Source organism: Pseudomonas sp. RL_105y_Pfl2_101 (genome assembly GCF_963970585.1).
Classification (GTDB): Bacteria; Pseudomonadota; Gammaproteobacteria; order Pseudomonadales; family Pseudomonadaceae; genus Aquipseudomonas.
The window spans coordinates 55,302-79,517 of record NZ_CAXAPG010000001.1 but is presented as its reverse complement, the minus strand read 5'-3'; the positions used below and the strand labels follow the sequence as shown (position 1 = coordinate 79,517).

13 protein-coding genes are annotated in these 24,216 nt (G+C 60.8%); 5 read left to right on the top strand and 8 right to left on the bottom strand.

Features of this window, described 5'->3' with window-relative positions:
• Positions 1-241: 241 nt before the first annotated feature.
• Positions 242-7,300 carry a TcdA/TcdB catalytic glycosyltransferase domain-containing protein gene (locus tag AACY31_RS00325; protein WP_339503631.1) on the top strand — a complete coding sequence of 2,353 codons (7,059 nt, stop codon included), beginning with the start codon at positions 242-244 and terminating at the stop codon, positions 7,298-7,300.
• On the opposite strand, the gene AACY31_RS00320 is transcribed toward AACY31_RS00325, so the two are convergent.
• Positions 7,297-7,893, bottom strand: a complete 597-nt coding sequence (locus tag AACY31_RS00320; RefSeq protein WP_047227382.1) for a MarC family protein — start codon at positions 7,891-7,893, stop codon at positions 7,297-7,299. The two genes, AACY31_RS00325 and AACY31_RS00320, sit on opposite strands and share 4 nt — an antisense overlap.
• A 246-nt stretch (positions 7,894-8,139) precedes the next feature.
• Between AACY31_RS00320 and AACY31_RS00315 the strand changes: the two genes are divergently transcribed.
• The 3 genes from AACY31_RS00315 (at position 8,140) to AACY31_RS00305 (ending at position 10,340) form a co-directional block, all read left to right on the top strand.
• Entirely contained in the window at positions 8,140-8,916 is a 777-nt protein-coding gene (locus tag AACY31_RS00315) for a hypothetical protein (protein WP_339478503.1), read from the top strand.
• A gap of 60 nt (positions 8,917-8,976) precedes the next feature.
• Entirely contained in the window at positions 8,977-9,705 is a 729-nt protein-coding gene (locus AACY31_RS00310) for a hypothetical protein (RefSeq protein WP_339478504.1), read from the top strand.
• Between the two features lie 98 nt (positions 9,706-9,803).
• On the top strand, positions 9,804-10,340 hold the full coding sequence (locus tag AACY31_RS00305; RefSeq protein WP_339503810.1) for a hypothetical protein: 537 nt from the start codon (positions 9,804-9,806) through the stop codon (positions 10,338-10,340).
• A 24-nt stretch (positions 10,341-10,364) separates the two neighbouring features.
• Here AACY31_RS00305 and AACY31_RS00300 read toward each other — a convergent pair whose 3' ends face one another.
• The 7 genes from AACY31_RS00300 to prmA form a co-directional block, all read right to left on the bottom strand.
• Positions 10,365-13,139 (bottom strand): hybrid sensor histidine kinase/response regulator, encoded by a 2,775-nt coding sequence (locus AACY31_RS00300; protein WP_339503629.1) that lies wholly within the window; start codon positions 13,137-13,139, stop codon positions 10,365-10,367.
• A 99-nt stretch (positions 13,140-13,238) separates the two neighbouring features.
• Positions 13,239-14,534 carry a phosphoribosylamine--glycine ligase gene (purD, locus tag AACY31_RS00295; RefSeq protein WP_339478507.1) on the bottom strand — a complete coding sequence of 432 codons (1,296 nt, stop codon included), beginning with the start codon at positions 14,532-14,534 and terminating at the stop codon, positions 13,239-13,241.
• A 151-nt stretch (positions 14,535-14,685) separates the two neighbouring features.
• Positions 14,686-16,293, bottom strand: a complete 1,608-nt coding sequence (gene purH / locus AACY31_RS00290; RefSeq protein WP_339478509.1) for a bifunctional phosphoribosylaminoimidazolecarboxamide formyltransferase/IMP cyclohydrolase — start codon at positions 16,291-16,293, stop codon at positions 14,686-14,688.
• An 82-nt stretch (positions 16,294-16,375) separates the two neighbouring features.
• Positions 16,376-16,696 carry a DNA-binding transcriptional regulator Fis gene (gene fis, locus AACY31_RS00285; protein WP_003186237.1) on the bottom strand — a complete coding sequence of 107 codons (321 nt, stop codon included), beginning with the start codon at positions 16,694-16,696 and terminating at the stop codon, positions 16,376-16,378.
• Positions 16,693-17,700 (bottom strand): tRNA dihydrouridine synthase DusB, encoded by a 1,008-nt coding sequence (dusB, locus tag AACY31_RS00280; RefSeq protein WP_057448329.1) that lies wholly within the window; start codon positions 17,698-17,700, stop codon positions 16,693-16,695. Before dusB ends, fis begins: the two co-directional genes overlap by 4 nt.
• A 185-nt stretch (positions 17,701-17,885) precedes the next feature.
• Entirely contained in the window at positions 17,886-19,112 is a 1,227-nt protein-coding gene (locus tag AACY31_RS00275; protein ID WP_339478514.1) for a DUF3426 domain-containing protein, read from the bottom strand.
• A gap of 30 nt (positions 19,113-19,142) precedes the next feature.
• Positions 19,143-20,021, bottom strand: coding sequence for a 50S ribosomal protein L11 methyltransferase (prmA, locus tag AACY31_RS00270; protein ID WP_339478517.1), 879 nt, complete (start codon positions 20,019-20,021; stop codon positions 19,143-19,145).
• 193 nt (positions 20,022-20,214) lie between these two features.
• Between prmA and AACY31_RS00265 the strand changes: the two genes are divergently transcribed.
• A complete protein-coding gene (locus AACY31_RS00265; protein ID WP_339503627.1) occupies positions 20,215-24,186 on the top strand; it encodes a dermonecrotic toxin domain-containing protein in 3,972 nt (1,323 codons plus the stop codon).
• Positions 24,187-24,216 lie beyond the last annotated feature (30 nt).

Sequence of the window (24,216 nt, the reverse complement as noted above, 5' to 3'; positions counted from 1 at the left end):
CAAGTCTTGATGCTCCTTTGAAATGCATTGAAAGCCTTCCTGTTTGAGTTGTTGCTTCTTAAGCGTTAGTTTTCGTGCCTGATAAGTTATCGGTGTGTGCTTGTCAGCGCTTGGCATAGGTTTTAGTTGCCGCCAAGTTGCAAAATATTTAATTGAAAAGCAGGTCGCCAGAACACGCTCTGGTGGCGGCGTTTTTATATGTCTGTTGCTTTTGTAAAGGAACAGGCCAAGGAGTGTTTTTATGCAGGAAGCGAACATCAAGGCGTACGGTGGTGCGCTCGGTTTCATCAGTCTTTTCAAACTGGCCGACCTTGAACAGGCACTGTTGCCGTACAAAAACAATGAGCAATACGACGCGGTCATCCGTTATTACTTTGCCTGTATTAGCGTACCGGACTCCCATCGACTGCTCGAGCCACTGGGGCTCTTGAAGCAGACGCTCGCCCAGGTCCTGGGCAGCCGCAGGGTGAAGCGCAGCGTGTCCGGCCCCGACGAGGCGACAGTGGATTTGCCGCGGATCTATGACAAAGTCGAACGTCATGAAGCGCGCCTTCAGTTCAGCACCGAACAGATGAAACAGGTGCCTGCGGAGGTTCCCAGGACGTTGCACTTTGTCTGGCTCGGGGGTGGACTTGGCAGCATTCAGCGCGATTATCTAAATGTGTGGAGAAAGGTGTTGGCCAAGCAGGCTTATACCCTGAATCTTTGGTATGACAGTGATGCACTACTGGCCTGGCAAACCAGCAAATTGATTGTCGAAGCCGCCAAGGCCGATGTTTTTCTACAAGGCGTAGACGAACGTGTCTCCGAAGTTGAATTGGGCGCCTTATACAATGAGCGGGCGATTGTTCTGAAACAACAGATGCATTCACATATCCGTGCGGCAGTGGCTAGCGGAGGGTCAGCTGACGAGGCCCGGATAGATTTGTTGTCCCGCGCCTACGGTCAGGATGTACAAGTACTGCGCAAACAGTTGGCACACAATCAACGTAGCCTCTTGGACATGCACGGCTTCAAGTTACGTGATCTTGCCACGGGCGAAATTTCGCTGCAGTTGCAGGCTGTCTATGAACGGGAGATGCGTTTGCGCGGCAACATGGCGGCGGCCTCCGATGTTGTGCGCGCCGAGGTCCTGTATGCCGAAGGCGGCAGTTATACCGATGTCGACCACCTTCCGCCGTTGTCGCAAACCCTGGGCGCCGTTGATATCAGCGGCTTTGACCGTGATGCCCGCCTCGGGGTCCTGCAACTGCTGCTGAACAACAACCCCGAATGGATGCCGGGTCGCGAGACGACTTCCAGCTATTACGCGCACATTGGCGCCGAGCATTTTCCGGCGCTGCAAGCCTTCGCGCAAAGCCGTCCAAGCTTGAGTGAGGTCTTTGGGCAACCGGCGGATCGGCTTGCTCGTCCCTTCGCGCTGCGGGCCTTGGCCATGGAGCAATCGTTATCCAATGCGTTTCTGATGGCCCATCCGGGCTCAGCAGTTCTCAAAAGCGTGCTTGAGCGCGTTCGCACCAACTACGCGTTGATCGATGCATCGACCCGGTTGGCGGCTCAGCGCGATATTGCATTGAGTGATGTTGCCGGCATGTTAGGGCTGGTGGAGGAGGTGTTCGAAAAAACCAATGGGCCGTTGACCGGATTGTCGATGGAAGACGTGCCCAGAGCGATAGCGTTGATCTCGGCCATAGCGACCCACTTCGGCGATGGCATTCGGTTCGACAGCGAGGGCACCATCTACCTGACGGGGCCCGGTGCCATGCGCGATGGCATGGTCGACTATGCGAAAGCGCACTTGAGCGCCGTCATTGCCGAGAGCCTGCGCAAAGAGGCGCCCATCGCGCCCAATGGGACGGTGAACGGTGCCACCGAAGAGGAGCAGGATCACTCCTGGAAAGAAAATGAAACCGATCACGAGAAATGGGTCCGCAACGAGCAGGCACGTTGGCGTGATGGTCAGTACCCCACGCGCTACAGCGGCGACATCGCGCAGTTGCTCAAGCATTCGACCGTTGAGTTCCAACAGGGCTGGCCGCTGATCGAAGGCCGAGCCGTGCTGCTGACCGATGTGCTGGAGCGATTGCTCGAGGGGCTCGGCGAGCCGTTCAGCGAGGCGATGAGCCAGGGGCATGACGGTGAAATCCGTTTCGAGAAGCCGCTGCCGCTGAGTTTCGATGATCGCCAGCGTATTCGGCGCCAGCCCTCCGATACGCTGGTGCCGGTGTTCTTGAGCGATGCAAAGATGCAAAGCCTGGGGATCGACGAGGTGCTGAACGAGATCGCCAGCGGTGCCCGGCGGGTCATTGAGGTCAGCCCTGTACAAAGGCTGTCACTGGGCATTTTGCTCGATTTGGAGACCTTGGATAACCCGCGCTTCAACGCCTCCAGCAGTGAGCTGGAGAACCTGGCCAACGGCGTTGTCGAACAGGGCGTGGCGGGTCGTTACGCGGTCATCGAGCGGCAATTGTTCAAGCGCAAGGCGGCAAGGTTCATGAGTGGCCTGGAAACCGATCCAGTGGATGCGCCGCTGCCGTCCGACAGCGCGCTGGAGTTGAAGAGAACGGCCTTGAAACAGGCGCGGACGCTGTTCCAGTGGGGCCGTCATGTTGCACGGATCCAGAAAGTGGCGACCCTTGAGCACCGTCTCCAGATCGTCGAACGTTCCGCGCAAGTGCTGGACGGATTCGGCCACGCCGGCGTGCAAATGGTCCCCCAGGATTTACTGCTCAACAGCGATGGCGAGGCGATTGGTGGGCGCTGCTATCCCCTGACGTTGGTGATGAGCGCAGCGCTTATGCAGGGCGATGGGTCCACCGGGCATCTGCGCGAGCGTTTCTTCCTGGCGGTGCTCGAACCCGGGCAAACCGATTCCCAAGCGTTCCTGCAAACGCTGGAAGCACTGCGGGACGTACCGATGACTGACGTCGGTACGCGTCTTGGACAGGCGAACCTTGACCAGGTCAGGGACACGCTCGAGAAGCACACCGGCCCCCGTACGCTGATGCTCAACTCGGACAACCATTCGATGCTGGTGGCCAAGACCATCAGTGGAGAAAGTGCCGCCTATCACTTTTTCGACCCCAACTTCGGCCTGTGCAAATTCGAGCATCCGGATGGACTGCAGCGGGCGCTGGAAAGGTTTTTCCAGACAGAGGGTATGGCCCGCTATTACGCCGCCTATGGTCCTGACGCTCGACCGGAATTCGATCTGATCGACCTGCACAGCAATAAGATCGCCGCCTTGGAGCTGGCTGAGGGCTTCACCGTGGAGCACCTGCTCAATCCCGATCCGTTGCCCGGAAAACCAGCGCTCGCGATTCGCCAGCGCCTGAACAGTGCCTACGGCAGAGCCCTGGTCGACAATTCGCACCTGGGCAGCAGTTTGCTGGAGTTGGACAGCCATTGGTGGGGCCAGCAGATCGCCCAGGTCACGGTCGGTTTGCAGGCGCTGCATGACTCGCCGACGACGCTGGTGCCCTTGTTCGAAACGCTGGAGGTTACGCCAGAGGGCCAATACCGGGTGAGCCTGATCGATCCTGCGCAACCGCAACAATTGATCCGCGTGCTCAGTGACGATCATCGCCTGTTGCGGATCAAGAACTGGCTGTCGGAACAGTTTTCGACCCTGGCGCGCCAACCTGTGCAGAGCGGCGGCGTTCTGGACCCGACCGAGGCCGGCAGCGTTCATACCCTCAACGCGGGCTTCACCATCCAGGCTTTGATGAACGCCTTGCGCGGGCGGGAAGGGGAGGATCGAACGTTGACCACCGCCGTGCGCCTGCATGCCTACGTCAACTATGCGCAGTTGGTACACGGTAATGTCGTGGACGTGGCGGGCCTGGTGCAGTTGGTCCGCACCGCCCTGGCGGAAGAACGGCTCATTGCCCGCACGTGTGCGCCGGTCGTTGGTCAGGCGCTGGGGCATGCGGCCAACGAGGGCGTCGGCGCGGTGTTAGGGCTGGCCAATGTCGGCTTTGATATCTATCAGCTGAAGACGGCGCAAACCGGCATCGAAAAAGCGCAATTCGGTACCCAACTGACATTCGACTCTGCCAGCCTGGCCTTGACGGCGGGCGGCGTCGGGGCAGGGTTGGCCGGGGCTTCGACCGCCGCGGCGGTGCTCGGCGGTGCGGGGGTGATTCTCGGTGGATTGGCCGTCGGGGGCGCCGCCCTGGCCCAGGGGTTTGCCACCATCGCCCGGGAGGCACGTCAAGTCGGTCAGTTTTTCGATGATCTGGAGCAGGCCTACCGTGGCGACGGTTACCACTACGATCACAGGTTGGCCGCGTGGGTGGCACGGCCTTCACTGATTGTCAGAAGCATCGACCTGAATGATGGGACGCTGCGGCTCGACAGCCCAAAGCTGTACCCCTTGCATGATCATTTCGGTGTGCCGGGCTTCGACCCCGATGACGCGCGGGCGATCGACATCCGTCGAGAGCTGGGCCTGCCCGGACGGATCGAGTTCACCCCGCCCGACGGGCAACCCATCGTGCTGCCCTGTACGCCGCACACCACTTACGGCTATGAGTACAAGGCGTTGCCGTTCGCCCGCTGGCGCCATGATCGTGGCTTCGACACGGCCCGGCGGCTGGAGAAAAAGCAAGCGGACGGCACCTGGTTGTTTCTGTTTACGTTCTATTCCTTTCCTTCCGACTACATCCTCAATCGCTTGAATCCGGTGTACGGCGAAACGCTGATCAGGGTGAACCTGGATGCGGTGGAGCGGGTACTGGTGATTCCCGTCCTGCCAGACGCCTGGCATGGAAAGTTGTCCTATCGGCTCAGGGGCGCGGGTGCGCGTTGCACCGTAGCGCTCAATCCCGGGGCCGATATCAGCCTTGTCGCGCCGAACCAGACGTATTGCCGCTGGGTGTTGCAGGCCACCTGGGCCAATGAGAGTGATATCCGGGTCGAGCCTTCCGGCGAGCTGTACATCGGCACCGTCCATGTGAGCCGTATCGGCCAGCAGGAAGTGCTGATTCGCACGGCTGACCAGCTGTTCAGTGTGACCCAGGGTAAACGCCAACTGGACCTTCTCAAACAGGCGGCGCCAGAGGGGCTCGATGAGCAGGCGCTACTTGACCACTACATGACCCTGGCGCGCGAGCATCGATTGGCGCTGCCCTATACGCCGATCCATCACTATCTGATCCCGTTCGAGGATCCCCAGCAGCCGAGCTACACCACGGCCTGGTATGACGCGAGCGAAGACCGCTTTCTCTATATCCGCGACGACATGGCCGTGCTCGGCGAGCCGCAGTTGTCGGTCGTCATGGGGGCGTCCGCGTATTTCTACGATCCTGACGGGTTCCAGATCTGGCAGACGGATTGCGCCACGGGTTTGCTCAAGTGTCGCTACCTGTTACTGCTCCAGGAGGGGCAAAGCACCATTCGCAGCCTGGAAGCGGATGCCCAGGGGGTGATTCATGTCGTGCAGGAATACCTCCTCGACAACCAAACCGTCCTGCAATACCGCTACCTGATTCATGACGGGCAATTGCTGTTGAGTTCCGTCACTTACGACACCGCGCCGCAACTGCAGGCGCTGCTGTTGACCAGCGATAGCCTGGCCGAGTGGTCGTCCGTACTCGGTGATTTTCTGCGGCTGTCCCCCGGGCCTTTGGATAACGGGGTGACGACTGTCGATTGGCAGCCGGCTTCGTACGTTTCGATCTGCTGGACGATTGCGCCCGATTCCCGAGACCTGGCATGGGTACGCAGCAGTGATCGACGTCTGATCTTGGCGCCACCCGCCAAGCATCATGCCCGTGGCTGGGATGGCTCGATCAAGAACTTGGACGGGCTGATGCTATTGCCCGTGGCCGACGACAGCGAGGTGTTCTTCGTGTACCAGCGAGTCACCTCCAACCAGACGCTCTGCCGACTGCAACGCAGCGTGAACGACGGCAAGGCGCAGTGGACCCATCAATGGGTACAGCCCGATGGGCTCAAGCAGGTCCTGGCCGTCGACGGGGGGTATGTAGCGCTCGATGAAAACGGGTTGTTTTTCAACCTGGACGCGCAAGAATCGCTGCAGTTTGCCGGCGTGAGCGAGCAGTGGCTCAAGGGGCGTGCCCGGTGGTGGCAGGCGCTCGAGCCGTTGGCCAAGGGTTACCCGGGCAGGGATTTTGCGATTGCCGGTCTGCGCAATGTCGCCGGTGACGGCAACCTGTGTGCCTGGTACGTGAATCACCGCTTGCTGTTGTGCGATCCGGGACTCGACAAGGAGGTTCGCTTGCTCGGCGTGACGCCCGACAATCAGTCGGTCTGGCTGTTCGATCGGTCGAGCGGTGACGTATTGAACCAGGCATTCTTTGACCCGTTGCGACTTGACCAGGCATTCGGTGCCGGCTCGCAATTGCTGCCCGGCGACAGCCTGCCGGCGTATCAGCGGGAGTGGGCGAGCTGGCGCTTCGCCGATGTCACGCTCGAAGGCAGCGGTTTGCGCGGCACCAGTGTGGACGGTGTGTCGTTGGCGTTGCGTCATCAGGAGGCGGGGACTATCACCGGGGTCAATCACGACTGGGTGAGCGCCCAGGGCGAACACCTGATCGAAGCTCTCCAGCGGTTGCTGGAGCAAGCGCAGCATGCCGAGTTCGTGTCGGTGGAGTCCGAGCCTGGAAGCCTGCAATGGTATGACGTGCAAGGTGCCCGGCTGCTGCGGGTGACCGGCAAAAACCTGCCCAGGAACTTTACCCTGCTCGGCACTCAGGCTCAGGTTAACGTGCTGCTGCACAAGCATCAGGATGGACGGGTGCTCATCTATCCCGACAAACGCAGCATCGGGCCGTTCGATTATGTCCAGCGCAACGCCCAGGTGCTGGTCGTCGAAGGGGCGAAGATCGGTCGCGATCTCTTGCCGCTGATTCCCGATGAGGTCAATACGTTGATTCTGCGCTTGGGCCAGGGCGCGGTGACGTGTCATTTGACGAAGACGGAGTGGCTGAAACTGGACTCGGTCATTGTCGACTGTCGACATGCCCTGGGTGAACCACCCACCATGGCAAGTACATTGGTCTGGGCACTCGATGAACCTGCAAAGCTCGTGTTCGAGATCGTCCAGACGCATCTGGTCATTGTTGATCCGGACAGTGAACACTGCCTGATCTTGCGTGATGTGTGTGCCGCCGACCCGGTCTTGCGCGGTGAAATATGCCTGGGCTTCAACGCTGCGCATGCCCGCCCGGTGTCGACGTTCGTGGCACGGTTACGGGACCTGGGAGGGGTCGGCAGTGCAACCCTGAAAGAGCTGCTGGCGCCGGCGCCGGTCGAAGGCCAGGCGGTCCTCCTTTAGGGCACCAGGTAGCCCCTCACCCCGGTAAAAATGATCTGCGCCGCCAAGGCGCAGACAAACAGCCCCATCAGGCGGCTGACGATCTGCAGGCCCTGGTCGCCCAGGATCCGTTCGATGCGGCTGGACAGGTAGAGCACGACGCCGACGGTGAAGCTCGCCAGGGCGATGCTGATGATGGCCATGAGTTTGTCGTCCCAGTGCGGCTGGCTCACGCCCATCACCAGCAGGGCACCGATGGTGCCGGGGCCGACGGTCAATGGAATGGTCAGCGGGACGATGGTCACGTCCTGCTGCACGTTGTCGGTCTGTACGGCCGACTTGCCCTGGGCCATGCCCAGTGCCGAAATGAACAGCACACTGCCGGCACCGATACGGAAGGCGTCCACGGTGATGCCGAACACGCTGAAAATCACCCGCCCGAACAAATACAGCAACACGCTGGAGACCAGCGTCGCGATCGCGACCTTCCAGGCCAGGCGGCGTTGTTCCTTGCGCGAATAGCCGCGAGTCAGCCCGATAAAACACGACAGCACGAAGAAGGGGCTATAGAGCACCAGCATCTTGAGGTACACGCTGAATAGCACGTGGAGCATGGTTCAGACTCATTGCGAAAGACATCGCCGGAGTCTATCAGCCTCTGAATCGACTGTCGGCATTTGATTGGCTGAGGTGGAAAGGGTGGTGTTTTATTTGAGTGTTTTCTTGACTTTATTTGCCGGCTGTTAAATTGGTGGTTTTATTTTGAAGTTACAAGTCGAGAGTTGTTGAGTCTGGTTCGGTTGATTAAGGTGGGGCTGCAAGTTATGGAGTGACTTGCTTAATAGTTTAAGGAGTAAGTGATGAGTTATGAAATGTGTGATAACGCTGTAGCTGCCTGTGTGGCGCGGCTGGAAAGTTACGAAATTTACCCTGATATCAGTCCTCGTTCGTTGTATGTGGGCGATATTGAACCACCGACGAAGGGATCGGTTGTCGGTGAAGGCATCCTGGCGTTCGCCGGTGGTCTTTCTCCCCAGCATCAAGAAGATGCGCAGCATGCTTTTCTCTTTGCCTCCCTGGTTGCCAACAGGCAATACCCTCTCGAATCCCAAGGGCGAGAGTGGTACTACAAGTTTGTTGAGGTCATGACGAACGCCGGTTGGGTCGCGACGCAGCGGTTCTATGATGATCTGAGCATCGCCGGCAACACCGTGCGAATGGACAAGCTGGTATTGGACATTCTCGGTTCCGTAGTCGCGGGTATTGCCCTCGGAAGCGCTACTTCGGCGCTGTTGTTGAAGGTCGCCGACAGTGCAATCACGGCCTTGCAGAAGAAGGAAAAGACGCTGACCCTTTTCGAGCGAAACCTGCTGGAACATGGGGTGGGTGGAATGGCGGCCGGTACCTGTGTCGAAATAGACGGTGAAGTCAGCATGTTGCTTGGCACCGTACGCTTTATTCGGCGCAATAGCGCGACCCAGGTTTTGTTTGCAGATTGGAGCAGTCGCGAAGTGAAGCTGTATAAAGGCGAGTCGGTTTTCAGGAAAGTACCGAGTATTGTCGAGCAAACCCGAGGCGTCATTATTGGTCGGCTGGGTAATCATGCCGTCAGCAAGATCGAAGAGTACGAAATCTAAGCTTAGTTTAAATAAGGCAGCCGGATGGTCGGTTGCCTTATGTTCAAGAGGAATAAAAGCATGGACAAGGAATATTCGATTTTTGTTAACGCGGCGGCGATTGTTTTAGTTTCCTCCTCTGTGCGTGAAACGGCCGTTGACGACCTGATGAATTCGGTCTTGCTCGCGCAGTTGGTGGCTAACAAGACTCTGCAGCGTATACCGAGGGCTGATTGGTACGATAGTTATATGGAGGTCCTGAGTGTCGCCTGGGTTTCAGGTGCCAAACGGCGAAAGGACCTGCTACCGAAAAAAGAAGGGGTCAGCTCGCCATTGGAGTGGGTCGCAGCAATCCCCTTGGATGATCGGCTGGATCAGCAACAGCAAATCATGACGGTGTTGGGTCGTGTGGCTGCGTTACCCGGCTCGCTGCCGGCGCTGAGTATCCTGCGCAAGCAGATGCAAAAACACAACGAACCTGACCCGACACCGAACCCTTCATCGTCCAGCTCCATGCGCTTGTTGGTGATCGTGGCGCATAGCCCTGTTTCGATGACAGGTCTCTGTTTGCAATTCAGCACCGGGAAAGCAATCGATGCCAACCCATGGGGGCAATGCTTTGATGACAAGGACATCGACGGTTGTGTGTCGGCGCGTTATTTTCATATGCAACTGAGCGAAACATTGTTCGCACCGGCTCGCGAGGTTATCGCCCGTAAGGTGGGGGCTGTCGTGGGCGACCACGTCGCGCAGATCACTGAGGCTATCGAGGATTTGGCTCTTTGTCCTGCTGAAGAGGTGGGCCGATGACGGGGCCGATTCCATCCGCGGCGGTCGTTGGCGGCAGTGTTGTTTCGTTCGCGGCCGGTCTGCCTGCGTCCCAAAGGGAAGATGTGTACTTGAGCACGCTGTACGCGCAACGGGCCACTTGGGCGGCCTACCGTGCCGGGTTGTCAGGGAATTGGTTCGACTATTACTGCAACCAACTCAAATTCCTGGGTTGGGACGTGCCACGCCCGCAGGCGTTGCCTGCCATTGAAGGCAAGCCTTTGGGGGCGGGGGCGACGCAACATATCGAAGCTCGTCTTGGCGAAGCTTTTCACACCCCGGCCAGTGGTGCGTTGGTGGCGCTGGAGAACAATCCGAAAGCGCTCGAGCTGTTCGAATCAACCAGCCTGTCTCGCGACACAGGCATTTTCCAGATGATTCCCTGCGTGCCGAACGGCACCCATCGAATTGCAATGGGCGTTTATCACTGCCAGTTCCAGCTGCGTCGACAGGCGTCTCGACTCTTGTTCATCGAACGAAGCGACTGGGTGCGCAACAGCGTCGAGCAAATGACCACCATCAACTTCAATACGCTGTACTACGCCACCTTCAGGGAAAAGGTAAAGCGTTCAGTGCTGTCCCAAGCGTCCACCTACCTCAGTGCCCTGGAGCTCTGAAGCGCGCGCTCTCGCAGGCTTGGCTCAATAAGTCGATGCAGTCGGTTTTTGCTGATCGCGCTGAGCGACCCAGTGTTCGATCAGCTCACGCAGCTGCGACAGTTCCACCGGCTTGGCCATATGGCCGTCCATCCCGGCCTGACGGGCGCGTTCCTTGTGCTCGGCCAGGATGTGCGCGGTGAGCGCCACCACGGGGGTGCGGGTCCGCTGGTTGCCCATTTCCCAGGCGCGCAATTGCTGGGTGGCGGAAAAGCCGTCGAGGATCGGCATTTCGCAGTCCATAAGGACCAGGTCGTAGCGCTGCTCCTTCATGGCCTTGAGGGCTTCTTCGCCGTTGCTGGCCGTGTCGGGTTGCAGGTTGAGCTTGCCGAGCATGCCGCGGATGACCTTGGTGGAAATGCTGTTGTCCTCGGCCACCAGGATGCGGAAATCGCTCGGCACCTTCACTGGGATGGGAGGGCCGGCGTTCACCTGGACATTCGTCGCTTGGCCCCGGTTGCGCTGGTTCAGCTCGTCCGCCAGGGTGGTCTTGAGGGTATAGCCGGCCACCGGTTTGGCGAGGATGCGCTTGACCCCGCTGTTGCGTGCCACGATCTTGCTTGGCGCATTGCTGATACCGGTGAGCATGATCAACAGGATGTCGTGGTTCAGGCTCGGGTCTTCCTTGATCTTGGCCGCCAGTTGCATGCCGGTCATGCCCGGCATGTTCTGGTCCAGCAACACCACGTCGAAATAATCGCGCAGGTGCGCCTTGGTGCGCAGCAGCGCCAGGGCTTCCTTGCCCGATGGCACCGCACTGACGTTCAGGCCCCAGGCGCTGCACTGTTGCACCAGGACTTTGCGGCAGGTGTCGTTGTCGTCGACGATCAATACCCGCGCCCCTTGCAGCGGACCATCGAGGTCGGAAGTCGGATGTTCGAGGCGATCCGGATCCAGCGGTAGGGTCAGCCACAGGGTACTGCCCTGGGTGCTGCCGCTTTTGATACCGAATTCCCCGTGCATCAGGATGATCAACTGACGGGCGATGACCAGGCCCAGGTTTCCCCCCAGGCGCGTGGCCGACAGGAAATTCTTGCTGTGCAGTTCGGCGTGCATCAGCGTGTCGCGCTCTTCGGCGTCCATCGGCGTCCCGCTGTCCTGTACGGCGATACGCAGGCGCGGCTGATTGCTGCGCTCGTCGAGGGCGACGACGATCAGCACTTCGCCCTCATCGGTTTTCTTCAGGGCGTTTTCCAGCAGGCTCAGCAGTGCCTGGCGCAGCCGCGTCGGGTCACCGCTGATCACGCGTGGCACCTGGGGCTGGATGAAACTGATCAGCTCGATATTCTGCTGTTCGGCCTTGGCGCGGAAGATACTCAGGCAATCCTCGATCAGTGCATTGAGATCGAACTGCACGTCGTCCAGTTCGATCTGTCCGGATTCGAGCCGGGAGATGTCGAGGATCTCGTTGATCAGGGTCAGCAGCTCATTGCCAGCGCTGTGGATCGTCTGCACGTAGTCGCGTTGCTTGACCGACAACGGCGTGCCCAGCAGCAACTCGGTCATGCCCAGCACGCCGTTCATCGGGGTGCGGATCTCGTGGCTGATCTTGGCCAGGAACTCGGCCTTGGCATTGATCTCGGCATTGCTCGCCGCCAGGTCGCGGCTGATGCTGAACCGGCTTTCGTTGATCGAGCGCTGGCGCTCGCCCAGGGCGACACTCATCAACAGGCCGCTGATGCAGATGAAGATCAGCAGGGTGATGATCAAGCCTTGGGGAGGAACTTCCGTGAGCCCTTGCAGTGCCGGAAGGATGATCAGCGTGCCCAGGTTGAAGACCACCATGGCCGCGACGAACAGTCGGGCCGGGCGGTAGCCTTTTTGCCAGTGCCAGGCGCTGACGAACAGCATGCTCAGGCCGGCCAGGGCCACCAGGACATAGGTCATGATATTGAGCGGTAGCGTGTTGACGAACAACAGCAACAGGCTGCACAGCATGACGAGCACAATGTCCCCCAGCAGCAGCCGGTTCAACGGGTGCGGGCCCAGGGGCGCGAAGAAACGGTAGGCGAACATCAGGCCGCAGGGCGCTGTCAGCAGCAAGGCCAGGTAGGCCCCGGGCGTCTGGACGGCTGGCCAGTCGGGCAGCCAGGGTCCGGCCAGGTTCAGCAACAGCACCAGGCTGAGCATCAGCAGTCCTTCACAGGCTGCCAGCCACAGGCAACTGCGTGAGCGGGTGTAGGCGTAGCGGGTGAGGTTGTGCAGGATCAGCATGGTGATGCAGCCGAACAGCAACCCATAGATCAGCGTCTGGTTCTGATCGGCCGCGGCCACGACCGCCGATTGCAAGGTGATGTAGGGGCGCAGTTCATGGTGCGAGGCCAGTCGCAGGTAGACGTCCAGCGATTTGTCGCTGCGCGGCAGGGGCAGTATGAAATCGCTGCTAGGTACCACAGGTTCGGTATGTGGCGTGGCATTGCCGCTGATTTGTTGGTCAACCAGGGCATCGCCGTCCAACACATAGAGGTTCAGGCGTGACAGGTCGGGCGCGAAGATGCGCAGGATCTGTTCATGCCGGTCGGGGGCCAGGCGGAAACGCAACCACAATGCCCCGCCGGGCTCGGCGGCCTGGAGGCGCTCCAGGTCGATGGGGCTGAATTGATTGGTGTAGCGGGCAGAACGGATGTCGCTCAGCGTGAGGTCGCCCTGTTCGTCGAGCAATACCGCCCAGCCACTGCCTGGCGCGGCCTGGGCCGGGAGCATGCAGAGCAGCGTCAGCAAGGTGACGGTAAGGCCTATGGCAATCCTGAGCCAGCGCACGGCGAAATCCCTTCGTAGGTTGATGCCAGATTATAACTATGCGCGGCGCCGGAACAGTCAGGCAAGGGCCGCAGACCCTTGCCTGGCTGAATGGCCGGGTTATTCCAGATTTTCGCCACGCTCACGGGCAATGGCGCGGTAGCCAATGTCCTTGCGGTAGAAGCAACCTTCCCAGTCGATCTCGGCGGCAAGCTTGTAGGCCTGCAGCTGAGCTTCGTCGACACTGGCGCCCATGGCGGTGGCGCAAAGCACGCGACCGCCGGCGGTGATCACTTGCCCATCCTTCAACGCCGTGCCTGCATGGAAGACCTTGCCTTCCAGGCGGGCCGCGGCGTCCAAGCCCTGGATCGCGCTACCCTTGGCGTAGTCGCCCGGGTAACCGCCAGCCGCCAAAACGACACCGACGCTTGGGCGTGGATCCCACTGGGCTTCGACCTTGTCCAGTGCCTGGGCCAGTGCAGCCTCGACCAGCAAGACCAGGCTCGATTGCAGGCGCAGCATTACCGGCTGGGTCTCAGGATCGCCGAAACGGCAGTTGAATTCGATGACTTTTGGGTTACCAGCCTTGTCGATCATCAGGCCAGCATAGAGGAAGCCGGTGTAGACATTGCCTTCCTCGGCCATGCCGCGCACGGTCGGCCAGATCACCTGGTCCATGACGCGTTGGTGCACCTGGGCGGTCACCACCGGGGCTGGGGAGTAGGCACCCATGCCGCCAGTGTTCGGGCCGCTGTCGCCATCGCCGACACGCTTGTGGTCCTGGCTGGTGGCCATTGGCAGAACGTTCTTGCCATCGACCATGACGATGAAGCTGGCTTCCTCGCCGTCGAGGAACTCTTCGATCACCACGCGGGAGCCGGCGTCACCGAAGGCATTGCCGGCGAGCATGTCGCGCACGGCATCTTCGGCTTCGGCCAGGGTCATGGCAACGATCACGCCTTTACCGGCAGCGAGGCCGTCGGCCTTGATCACGATCGGTGCGCCTTTCTCGCGCAGGTATGCCAGGGCCGGTTCGATTTCGGTGAAGTTCTGGTAGTCGGCGGTCGGGATCTTGTGACGCGCCAGGAAGTCCTTGGTGAACGCTTTCGAGCCTTCCAACTGCGCGGCACCGGCAGTCGGGCCGAAGCAGTCCAGGCCACGGGCGCGGAACAGATCGACCACACCGGCCACCAGCGGCACTTCCGGGCCGACGATGGTCAGCGAGACGTTTTTTTCCGCGAAATCTGCAAGCTGCTCCAGGGCCAGCACGTCGATGGCGACGTTCTCGCACTTGGCTTCGATGGCGGTGCCGGCGTTACCCGGGGCGACGAAGACTTTCTCGACGCGCGGGTCCTGTGCCACTTTCCAGGCTAGGGCGTGTTCACGGCCACCGCTGCCGATGATCAAAACATTCATTTCAAAAACCTCAAAACTGTGGGAGGCGCTGCAATCCCCTGTAGGCGCTGACGAGTGAAACGCGGCTGCGATCTTTGATTTTGCTTTTCACAGCCAGATCAAAAGATCGCAGCCCGTTTCACTTGTCAGCTCCTACAAGGGGAGCGGTGTATCAGTGACGGAAGTGGCGCATGCCCGTAAAGACCATCGCGATACCGGCTTCATCGGCAGCCGCAATCACTTCACTGTCACGCATCGAACCGCCCGGTTGGATCACCGCGGTGATACCGACCTTGGCCGCGTTGTCGATGCCGTCGCGGAACGGGAAGAACGCATCGGAGGCCATGACCGCACCTTGTACCTGCAAACCGGCGTGTTCAGCTTTGATGGCGGCGATGCGGGCCGAGTTCACGCGACTCATCTGGCCGGCGCCGACACCGATGGTCTGGCGGTTCTTGGCGTAGACGATGGCGTTGGACTTGACGTACTTGGCGACTTTCCAAGCGAAGATCAGGTCGTTGATTTCCTGCTCGCTCGGGGCGCGCTTGGTCACCACTTTCAGGTCTTCGCTACCGATCATGCCGATATCGCGGCTCTGTACCAGCAGGCCGCCATTGACGCGCTTGTAGTCCCAGGCCGGCGCACGGTTGGCATCCCACTGACCGCAGGCCAGCAGGCGCACGTTGGCCTTGGCGGCAACAATGGCGCGGGCTTCTTCAGTGACCGAAGGGGCGATGATCACTTCGACGAACTGACGCTCGACGATGGCCTTGGCGGTCTCGGCGTCCAGTTCACGGTTGAAGGCGATGATGCCGCCGAACGCCGACTCGGTGTCGGTGGCGTAGGCCAGTTCGTAGGCCTGGCGGATGCCGCCCTCGGCGTCCGGGCTCACCGCCACGCCGCACGGGTTGGCGTGCTTGACGATGACGCAGGCCGGCTTGACGAAGCTCTTCACGCACTCCAGCGCGGCGTCGGTGTCGGCCACGTTGTTGAACGACAGTTCCTTGCCTTGCAGCTGGGTGGCGGTGGCAATGCCGACTTCGGCAGGCTTGGCCTCCACGTAGAACGCCGCGCTCTGGTGCGGGTTCTCGCCGTAGCGCATTTCCTGGGCCTTGACGAACTGGGTGTTGAAGGTGCGCGGGAATTCGCTGCGACCTTCGGTCGACAGGGTCTCAGCAGCCTGGTTCACGGTGCCCATGTAGTTGGCGATCATGCCGTCGTAGGCAGCGGTGTGTTCGAACGCCTTGAGCATCAGGTCGAAACGCTGGGCGTAGGTCAGGCCGCCGGCCTTGAGGTTTTCCAGCACGCTGGCGTAGTCACTGGCGTTGACCACGATGGCCACGTCCTTGTGGTTCTTGGCCGCCGAGCGGACCATGGTCGGGCCGCCGATGTCGATGTTCTCGATGGCGGTCGGCAGGTCGCAGCCGGGCTTGTTGATGGTGGCTTCGAACGGGTAGAGGTTGACCGCTACCAGGTCGATCGGCTTGATGCCGTGTTCGTTCATGATGGCGTCGTCGATGCCGCGACGGCCGAGGATCCCGCCGTGGATTTTCGGATGCAGGGTCTTGACCCGACCGTCCATCATTTCTGCAAAACCGGTGTAGTCCGCGACTTCCACTGCGGCGACGCCGTTGTCCTGCAGCAGCTTGAAGGTCCCGCCGGTGGAGAGAATCTCGACGCCCAGCTGTTGCAACTCGCGGGCGAATTCGAGAATTCCGGTCTTGTCGGAGACGCTGATCAGGGCGCGGCGGATCGGCAGGCGGGTGGTCTGGTCGGTCATTTCAATTTCCATCAAAAGCAAGGGAAGTCAGCAAAAAAGGCGACCGTTTTTACGCGGGCGCCTTTCTGGTTTGATTGAATGCTTACAGCAGATCGTACTGCTTGAGTTTCTTGCGCAGGGTGCCGCGGTTCAGGCCCAGCAGCTCACTGGCCTTGGTCTGGTTGCCCTTGACGTAGTTCATCACGCTTTCGAGCAGAGGCGCCTCGACTTCGGAAAGCACCAGGTTGTACACATCCGTGACGGCAGCGCCCTCAAGGTGGGCGAAATAATTGTGCAGCGCCTTCTCGACACTCCCGCGAAGGGTCTGGCCTTCTTCGCTGGGCGTATTGAGGTGCTGTTTCAAATTCACGTTGTCGCTCACGGGTGTTGTTCCACTCACTAAAGTCTCGGTCATCATCGTCATGCGGCCACCCCTTCGTCCCCTGTCAGGCTCTTGTAACGTTCAGCGAAGAACGCCTGAACGTCGGCGCATTGTGCTTGCGTACCATCCAAACGATTGAAACGGGCGCGAAACTCCCTGGCGCCCGGCAGGGTTGCGAGATACCAGCCCACATGCTTGCGAGCGATGCGTACGCCCATGACTTCTCCGTAGAAGGCATGTAGCGCGGCCAGATGCTCTAGCAGAATACGTTCCACCTCGGACAACTGCGGCGCCGCAAGCTTTTCGCCAGTGCGCAGGAAGTGTTCGATCTCACGAAAAATCCATGGCCGCCCCTGGGCGGCCCGGCCGATCAACAGGCCATCGGCACCGGTCGCGTCGAGCACGTACCGGGCCTTCTCGGGCGAATCGACGTCGCCATTGGCAAACACCGGAATCGACACGGCCTGCTTGATCGCGGCGATGGTGTCGTACTCGGCTTCGCCGGTGTACAGGTCGGCGCGGGTGCGGCCGTGGACCGCCAGCGCCGTGATGCCCGCCTGTTCGGCGATCTTCGCCACCACCAGGCCATTCTTGTTCTCCCGGTCCCAGCCGGTGCGGATCTTCAGGGTCACCGGTACATCGACCGCGGCGACGACCGCCTGCAGGATCTCGGTGACCAGCGCTTCATCTTTCAACAGTGCAGAGCCGGCGGCCTTGTTGCAGACCTTTTTCGCCGGACAGCCCATGTTGATGTCGATGATCTGCGCCCCCAGCTCGACGTTCGCCCGGGCCGCCTCCGCCAGCATCTGTGCGTCGCCACCGGCGATCTGCACCGAGCGGGGCTCGGGATCACCTTCGTGGATCATGCGCAGACGCGATTTGCGGGTGTTCCACAAACTCATGTCGCTGGTGACCATTTCCGAAACCACCAATCCTGCACCCAACCGCTTGCACAGTTGACGAAAGGGCTGGTCGGTGACCCCCGCCATAGGAGCGAGAATCAGGCCGTTCTGCAATGTATATGGGCCGATGCGTACCGCCGACATAGGACTTCCCTGAAGTGGGGCCGGATCATGAGACTTCGAAAAAGGGTTGGCATGATACCCGCTCTCGATGACTGGATAAAGATCGAATTGGATAAAATCTGAACAGCTATTTTGTTATCGCCAGCGGTTTGGTCTGGCTGGGGTCAGTCAGAAAGCTGCCGTCAATTGGTCGACCCTGGCAGGATTCATTCAGGGGAATGGAAGCTCAGGCTGTAGTTCACCGCTTTGGGGCCAGGGTCGAGGATATCCAGCGCGATGTGAATGGGCGTCTGGGGCGGCATTTCGCCGCGGTCCTGGAGGTCGCCGCCCAGGTATTCCCCGGGCTTGAAGCGACGGCTGGCGATCAGGTGCCCGTTGAGGTCGGCAAAGCGCAGCTCCAGCAACGGAAAAGGTTGGGAGAAGGGCGCACGGTTGTAGATGATCGCGTCCACCACCAAGGCGCCGCTGAACTCCGGATGGCTGCGCACCACTAGGTTGCTGCTCTTGATCTTGGCGATGTCGACCTTGGACGGTACTTCGCAGCCGATGGTCGGACAGATTTGCAGGAACCACGGCCGGTACTGGTCCTGGCGGGCCATTTCTTCGAAATGGTAGGCGATGTACTGGCCGCCCAGGGCTGCGGCGGCGAGCAGTATCAGCAGGGCCCACAACAAGCGTCGGCCCCAGGGCGAGCGGCGTTTGCGCCAGTCCAGTTGCAGCGGGTCGTCGTCCAGGTCGTGGAGGGCCTCGGCGCGTATCCCTGGCTCCTGGCGTTCGCGTGACTTGCGAAGTGGCACCGGTTGCTCGGGTTCGTCGTCGTGGTCGTCGGTGGCGGACAGGCGCTCGAGGTGTTCGTCGGGCTCGTCGTCCGGCGCCAGGTGGAGTGGGGCGCCAGGCTCGTCGTCTGGTTCCAGTGGTTCAAGGGCCAGGGACAGCGACGGCTCGGTGCGTGGTGGCCGGGCCGGCTCGTGGGGCTCGAACGGTTCGACAGGGGTATCGAGGATGGCGTCGGCGCGTTCGCTCAAGGTTTCGCTGTACAGGCTGTCGGGCCAGGCTTGCTGCTCGCTGGAGAGCGAGTCGCGCTGCGCGCTCAGGTTGTCTTCCCGGCGCCGGCCAGTGTTTCCCGGCGCGCGATTGTCGCGCCGCTCCAGGCGCGCCAGTTCCTTGTCCAGGTCATCCAGATCCAGCTCGGCGGCGCTCCATTGTTTCTGGCTGATCGCCCGAGGCAGGGCTTCGTCCTCCGGTTTGGAGGGCGGCGCGACAGCAGGCGTCGCTTGCTTGGCGGTGCGTTGTTCCAGCAACTGTCGTGCGGCATTGAACACTTGCAGGCACGAGCCGCAACGAACCACCCCGCGGGCCACACTCAATTGAGTATGGCTGACGCGAAAACGGGTATGGCAATGCGGGCACTGGGTGACGAAACTGTCAGTCATGCGGCAATCCGGTGGATACAGGCGCTCATTCTAGCGCCGACGTCCGGTGATGCGCACCCAGCCATCGCGATTGGCGATCGGGTCCAGGTCAAAGTCCGCGGCATAAGCGGCGGCGACTTCTGCACCCTGTTCGGCCAAGATACCCGACAGCGCCAGGCGTCCGCCCGGTTTGACCAGGCTCGACAGTTGCGGCGCCAGGGACACTAGCGGGCCGGCGAGGATGTTGGCCACCAGCACGTCGGCCTGGACTTGTGGCAAGTCCTGCGGCAAGTACAGTGGGAATAGGGCTTCGGCAATGTTGTTGCGCCCGGCGTTGTCGCGGGAGGCTTCCAGGGCCTGGACGTCGATGTCGGTGCCAACCGCTTCCCTGGCGCCCAGCAGGAGCGCGGCAATCGCCAGGATCCCCGAGCCGCAGCCGAAGTCGAGTACGTTGCAGCCCTTCAGCTCCTGGCCGTCGAGCCATTCCAGGCACAGTGCGGTGGTCGGGTGGGTGCCGGTGCCGAACGCCAGGCCCGGGTCCAGCAGCAGGTTGACCGCGTCCGGTTCTGGCGCGGCGTGCCAGCTTGGGACGATCCACAGGCGCTGGCCGAAACGCATCGGCTGGAAGTTGTCCATCCAGCTGCGTTCCCAGTCCTGGTCCTCTATCACTTCACTGTGATGCTCGGGCAGCGGGCTGCCGGTCAGCAGCTCCAGATGGGCCAGCACGCTGGCTGCCTCGGTCCCGTCTTCGAATAGGGCCAGCAGGTGGGTGTGGGACCACAGTGGGGTGGTGTTGAGCTCCGGCTCGAAGATCGGCTGGTCTTCGGCGTCCATGAAGGTTACCGATACGGCGCCTACTTCAAGAAACGCGTCTTCGTAGGTTTCGGCTTGTTCCGGGCTGATGGCCAGACGTACTTGCAGCCAAGGCATGGCGGGCACCTTTGGAAAAAATCTAGAGGGGGCAGCGCAGGGCTGCAAAGGCGCGCAGTGTACGCCAGGTCGCGGGCAAAGTGGATAAGCGAGTCTCGCGCCGTCCGGGTGGGTGTTTCGATATATATATGTATGCCATGGGCGTATCGCCGGGCGGATAAGGTGCCGGTCCACACAGCAGGGAGGAATGTGTATGGACATCACTGCCGAACGGCACAGCAACATGGCGCGCACGGGGCTGGTCTCTTCCCCGCAGGCGGCGACTGCACACGTGACCCTGGAGAAATTGACGCGTTGGCAAGTGGCTATCGACGCGCGACTGCAAACCCAGATGAGCTTGCTGGAGGTGCTGGAAGAGTACCTGCTGGTCGAGCTGCGCACCCATTATCACCAAGGCAACATCGATCCACACTTCATTGGCACTCTGCTCGACACGGTGTTGCAGCGCATGATCGACCAGGCGCCTGTGGTTTATGACGAAGAGCAGGATTTGCCCTACCGTTGGCCCGAGGGAGTAGACCTGGGGTTCGCCCCCGAGCGTCGTGAGTACGTTGCCCTGGCGGTGGAAAGTGCGGCGCTGAGGTTTGTCAGTCACTACAAGGACTATCTGCGACGGCATTGGCGAATGGCGTCGCAGGACGCCTCGCTCGAAGCGTTGGTCAGGCAAAGACTCGATGAGCATCGGGTCGCGGTCGACGGGCTTTTCCAGCCTGACCATCTGGCCGGCCTGGACGTCGATGAGTTGCGAGAACAGCTCGAAGAGCTCCAGGACGCCTGGCGCCAGACGAGTCGCTTGATCGCGTTGGCAACAACCCGTGAGCGCCGGGATCTTGGAGCGCTCGCGCGATTGCAATTGCCGCATTGGCTGCGGGGCTTGAGCAATCCGGATCGTGAACGGCTGCGGGCGTTTGAAAACCAGGCCGCGCTGGCGCAGGTACAAGTCGATGAACTGGTCGATGACCTGGTTTCGCTGCGGGCCTTCGCTCGGCAATTGACCAGGGACTATGTCAGGGATGAATTGGACATGGTGGTCGAACCCGACAGCATTCGCGTGCAGTTACAGTGGCGAACGGTGATGGGGCAGCCGGTGCACACTTACCGCCTGAGTGAACTGGTGGCGGCAGGCCCGGTACGGCCGGACGCGGTGTCGGTGTTCCTGGTGGAAAATGGTGGCATGCTGCGTAACCAGTCCCTTTCGCCAGCTTTCATTGGCCGATTGCTGGCGAACGTCGATGCGCCTGCCGGGTACCTGCAAGCACTGGCCGACCGATATGAGCGGGCGGACCTGAAAGAGGCCATGCTCGATTGGTTTTTGGCGCGCCTGCAGCGCAGTGCGTTTATCGCGCGTTGTGCGGGCCAGTTGTCGGCGACCGGCCATGACGCTCTCCGTGCCCTATGGGAGGGTGATGTCGCGACGCCAGCCGCCAGCGTGTGGCGTGTCGCCGGCCTTGTGCTTCCCAATGGCCTGAAGTGTGCCGATCTTCTTCTGTTCTACCGCGAAGACTTGGGCGACGACGTCAGCGGCTTGCTGCTGTATGCCCCCGGCAAGCCCGATGGCCAGGAATGGGTCGAATTGACCTCGCTTCGGGCGCTGAGCGGGGAGGTCGGTGCCTGGACCCAAAACGAAGCCGGTCGCGAGTATCTGCTGCAGCAACTCTCTGCGACCGATCATGGGCGAGCCCGGGAATACTTTGCCGGCGTGGCGGAAAAACCAGCCTCGTGGGACCTGGGCAAAGACCTCAGGGGGGCGGTCAGCGGTTTCAGGGCCGGTCTTCAGAACACGGTCTTGACCGGCCTGGCCAATAACCTGGCGCAGGTGGAACTGAATGAGTCGCCTCGCTGGTACTCGGCGTTGCCCCTTGAGTCCCGACGCAACATCAGCGGCTTGAACCAGGAGGTTCTGGTTCAGCGGCAGGTATTCGATGAGCAACTGGCCGACTATGAAGTCTTCATCGACTTCGCCAAGCGTACCTTCGCCCATTCGATTACGCCTTACCTGCATAGCAAGGGGGTGCTTGAAGCGGTCGATCCGGCCACGGTCTTCATTGACTACAGCCCGGGGCTTGCCGCCGAGAAAAAAACGGCCAGCCTGCTGGACCTTGCCATCTTCGGATACGAGCACAACGCGGATATCGACGACCCCGCAAAAGGCGTGCGTTCTTCTGTCGGGCAGGACTTGAGGCAGGTTCGCAGCGCCGAACTGGCGTCATACATTCGCGCGGCTTACCTGGGGGAGCGATACGCCAGGCACATCCGCGCCAGTTTCCTCGATGCCAAGGCCACGGAGTATCCGAGGCGCCGTGAGGCTTACCGTTACATGCTGTTGGCCAGGATGGACCGTGACCTGCGTGTGGCCCATGGCAAGTCGATATTGAACACCGATGAATTCCAGTGGCTCACCCGGCAAGTCACGTTGCTGAGCGATGGGAACTCTGCGAACGGCGCCACGCACCCCGGCGCTGCCGTGACGCGCGAAGGTGTAATCAAGTTGACGGTCGGCGGTCATGTCGTGCAAGGCGTCTACGTTTTCACCTACTTCGATCCGAAGGCCTTTTATTGGTTGTACACCCCCGACGCTCCGGATGGGGTCCTGTTTCGCAAGTACCTGGATTTTTCCGGGAGCGTCGCAGCACAACTGCATGGTTACGTACTGGAGCGGGTTGCACTCACCGCGCGTGCCGCTGTAGGGCGTTCGCTGGTGGCTCTGGCCGCCGGGAACACGCGTGTCGATACATTGCGCGAACTCAATCGGGTGATGGATATCAGCGCTGAATTCGATGCTTGCATCGAGCGCGCTGTCACCGATGTGGAGGACATCACCACAAGTCGTGCTGAAATGATCAGGGATCAGGTGTTCAAGGGCCTGATCTTCGCGGCGGCTCCTGTGTGCATGGTCTACCCCCCGTTTGCCTTGTTGCTGGACATTGGCTTGGTGGCGGTCAGTGCCGGGCAGGCGGTCGAGGCGCATGGGCAAGGCGACACGGAAGGCGCGCTTGGCCACTGGCTGGCTGCGACCTGGGGGACGCTGTTCGCTACGCTCGGTGCCGCAAGCATGACCAGGCTACTAGGGCGCGCGGCGAGGAGCCTGAAGCTTGCGGTGAAACCGCTGTCGTTGTCCGCTCAACGCTTGAGGCGCTCGACATCGGGCATCGCCAAAGAGGCTGGGCCGGTGATCCCGCCCATCCGCGTGAAGCCGCAGCAGGCGGTCAGCAGAACACCGGAGCACTTGCAGCCGGTGACCGAGGAGGGGATTTTTTTTGGCACCTATCGCAGTCCATCCAGCGCAACGCAACCGCGAGGCGCTCACTACATCCGGAGCAAGGGCCGGTACTATCAGGTGATGGAGGATCCCTACTTCGGCGGGTTATGCCTGGTGGATGCCAGGCGTCCCGGCGCGTTGTACAAGCTGCCCATCCGCAGGCTGGCGAATGGCAAATGGGCCCATAACAAGGTTGGCTTGAGAGGCGGCAATGACCATGTGCGCAACCTCGGGCGAGTGGGGGAGCTGCGGGAGGCGTTTCCCGGGCATGTCTTCCCGGACGTGACGAGGGGGGCGTTGCAGGGCGAAGCCGTGGTGGCGAGGTTCAGCGAGGCGGCGGACAACTATCTGTTCTCGCTGAATGCGCAAACGTGCGTGATCGCTTCGTTGTACAACCCGACCACCAAGGTTGGGGCGGTCATTCATTTCGATCACAACATCCGTACGCTGATCGAGCGCAGTGTTCGCGATGTGACGCGGCGCCTGGGGGGATCGCCCAAGGATATTCGTGCCACGCTGGTGGGTGGGGACTGGCTGACGGGGGCCGACATTGGCGAGCCGGTCCGGTTGGTGATGAGGCGCCAGGGTCTGCAGCCCACCTGGGATCACTGGTCGTATTCTTCCTGCTTTGGGAATAACTATGGTGTTGCGCTGGATCTGCGCAGTGGTATCACCTCAGTGTTCAAGACCTCGCAGAGTCAGGTCGAACGCTACTACGTACCCGTGCTGGCGAGGGCTAAGCAGGGCTCTGATCCGGTATCGATACGTACGCGCGGGTTCATGACGCGCTTGCGCAGCGAACCGTTGGTGGCCAATGCCAACGGTGCCGTTCGCACCCATCAGGGGCGGCCGGCGACGGCGGCGCAACTGGCCTTGCAGGAATTCTCTACGGTGATGCTGAGCTGATGTTCTTGCCAGCATCGTGAACGACAGGCA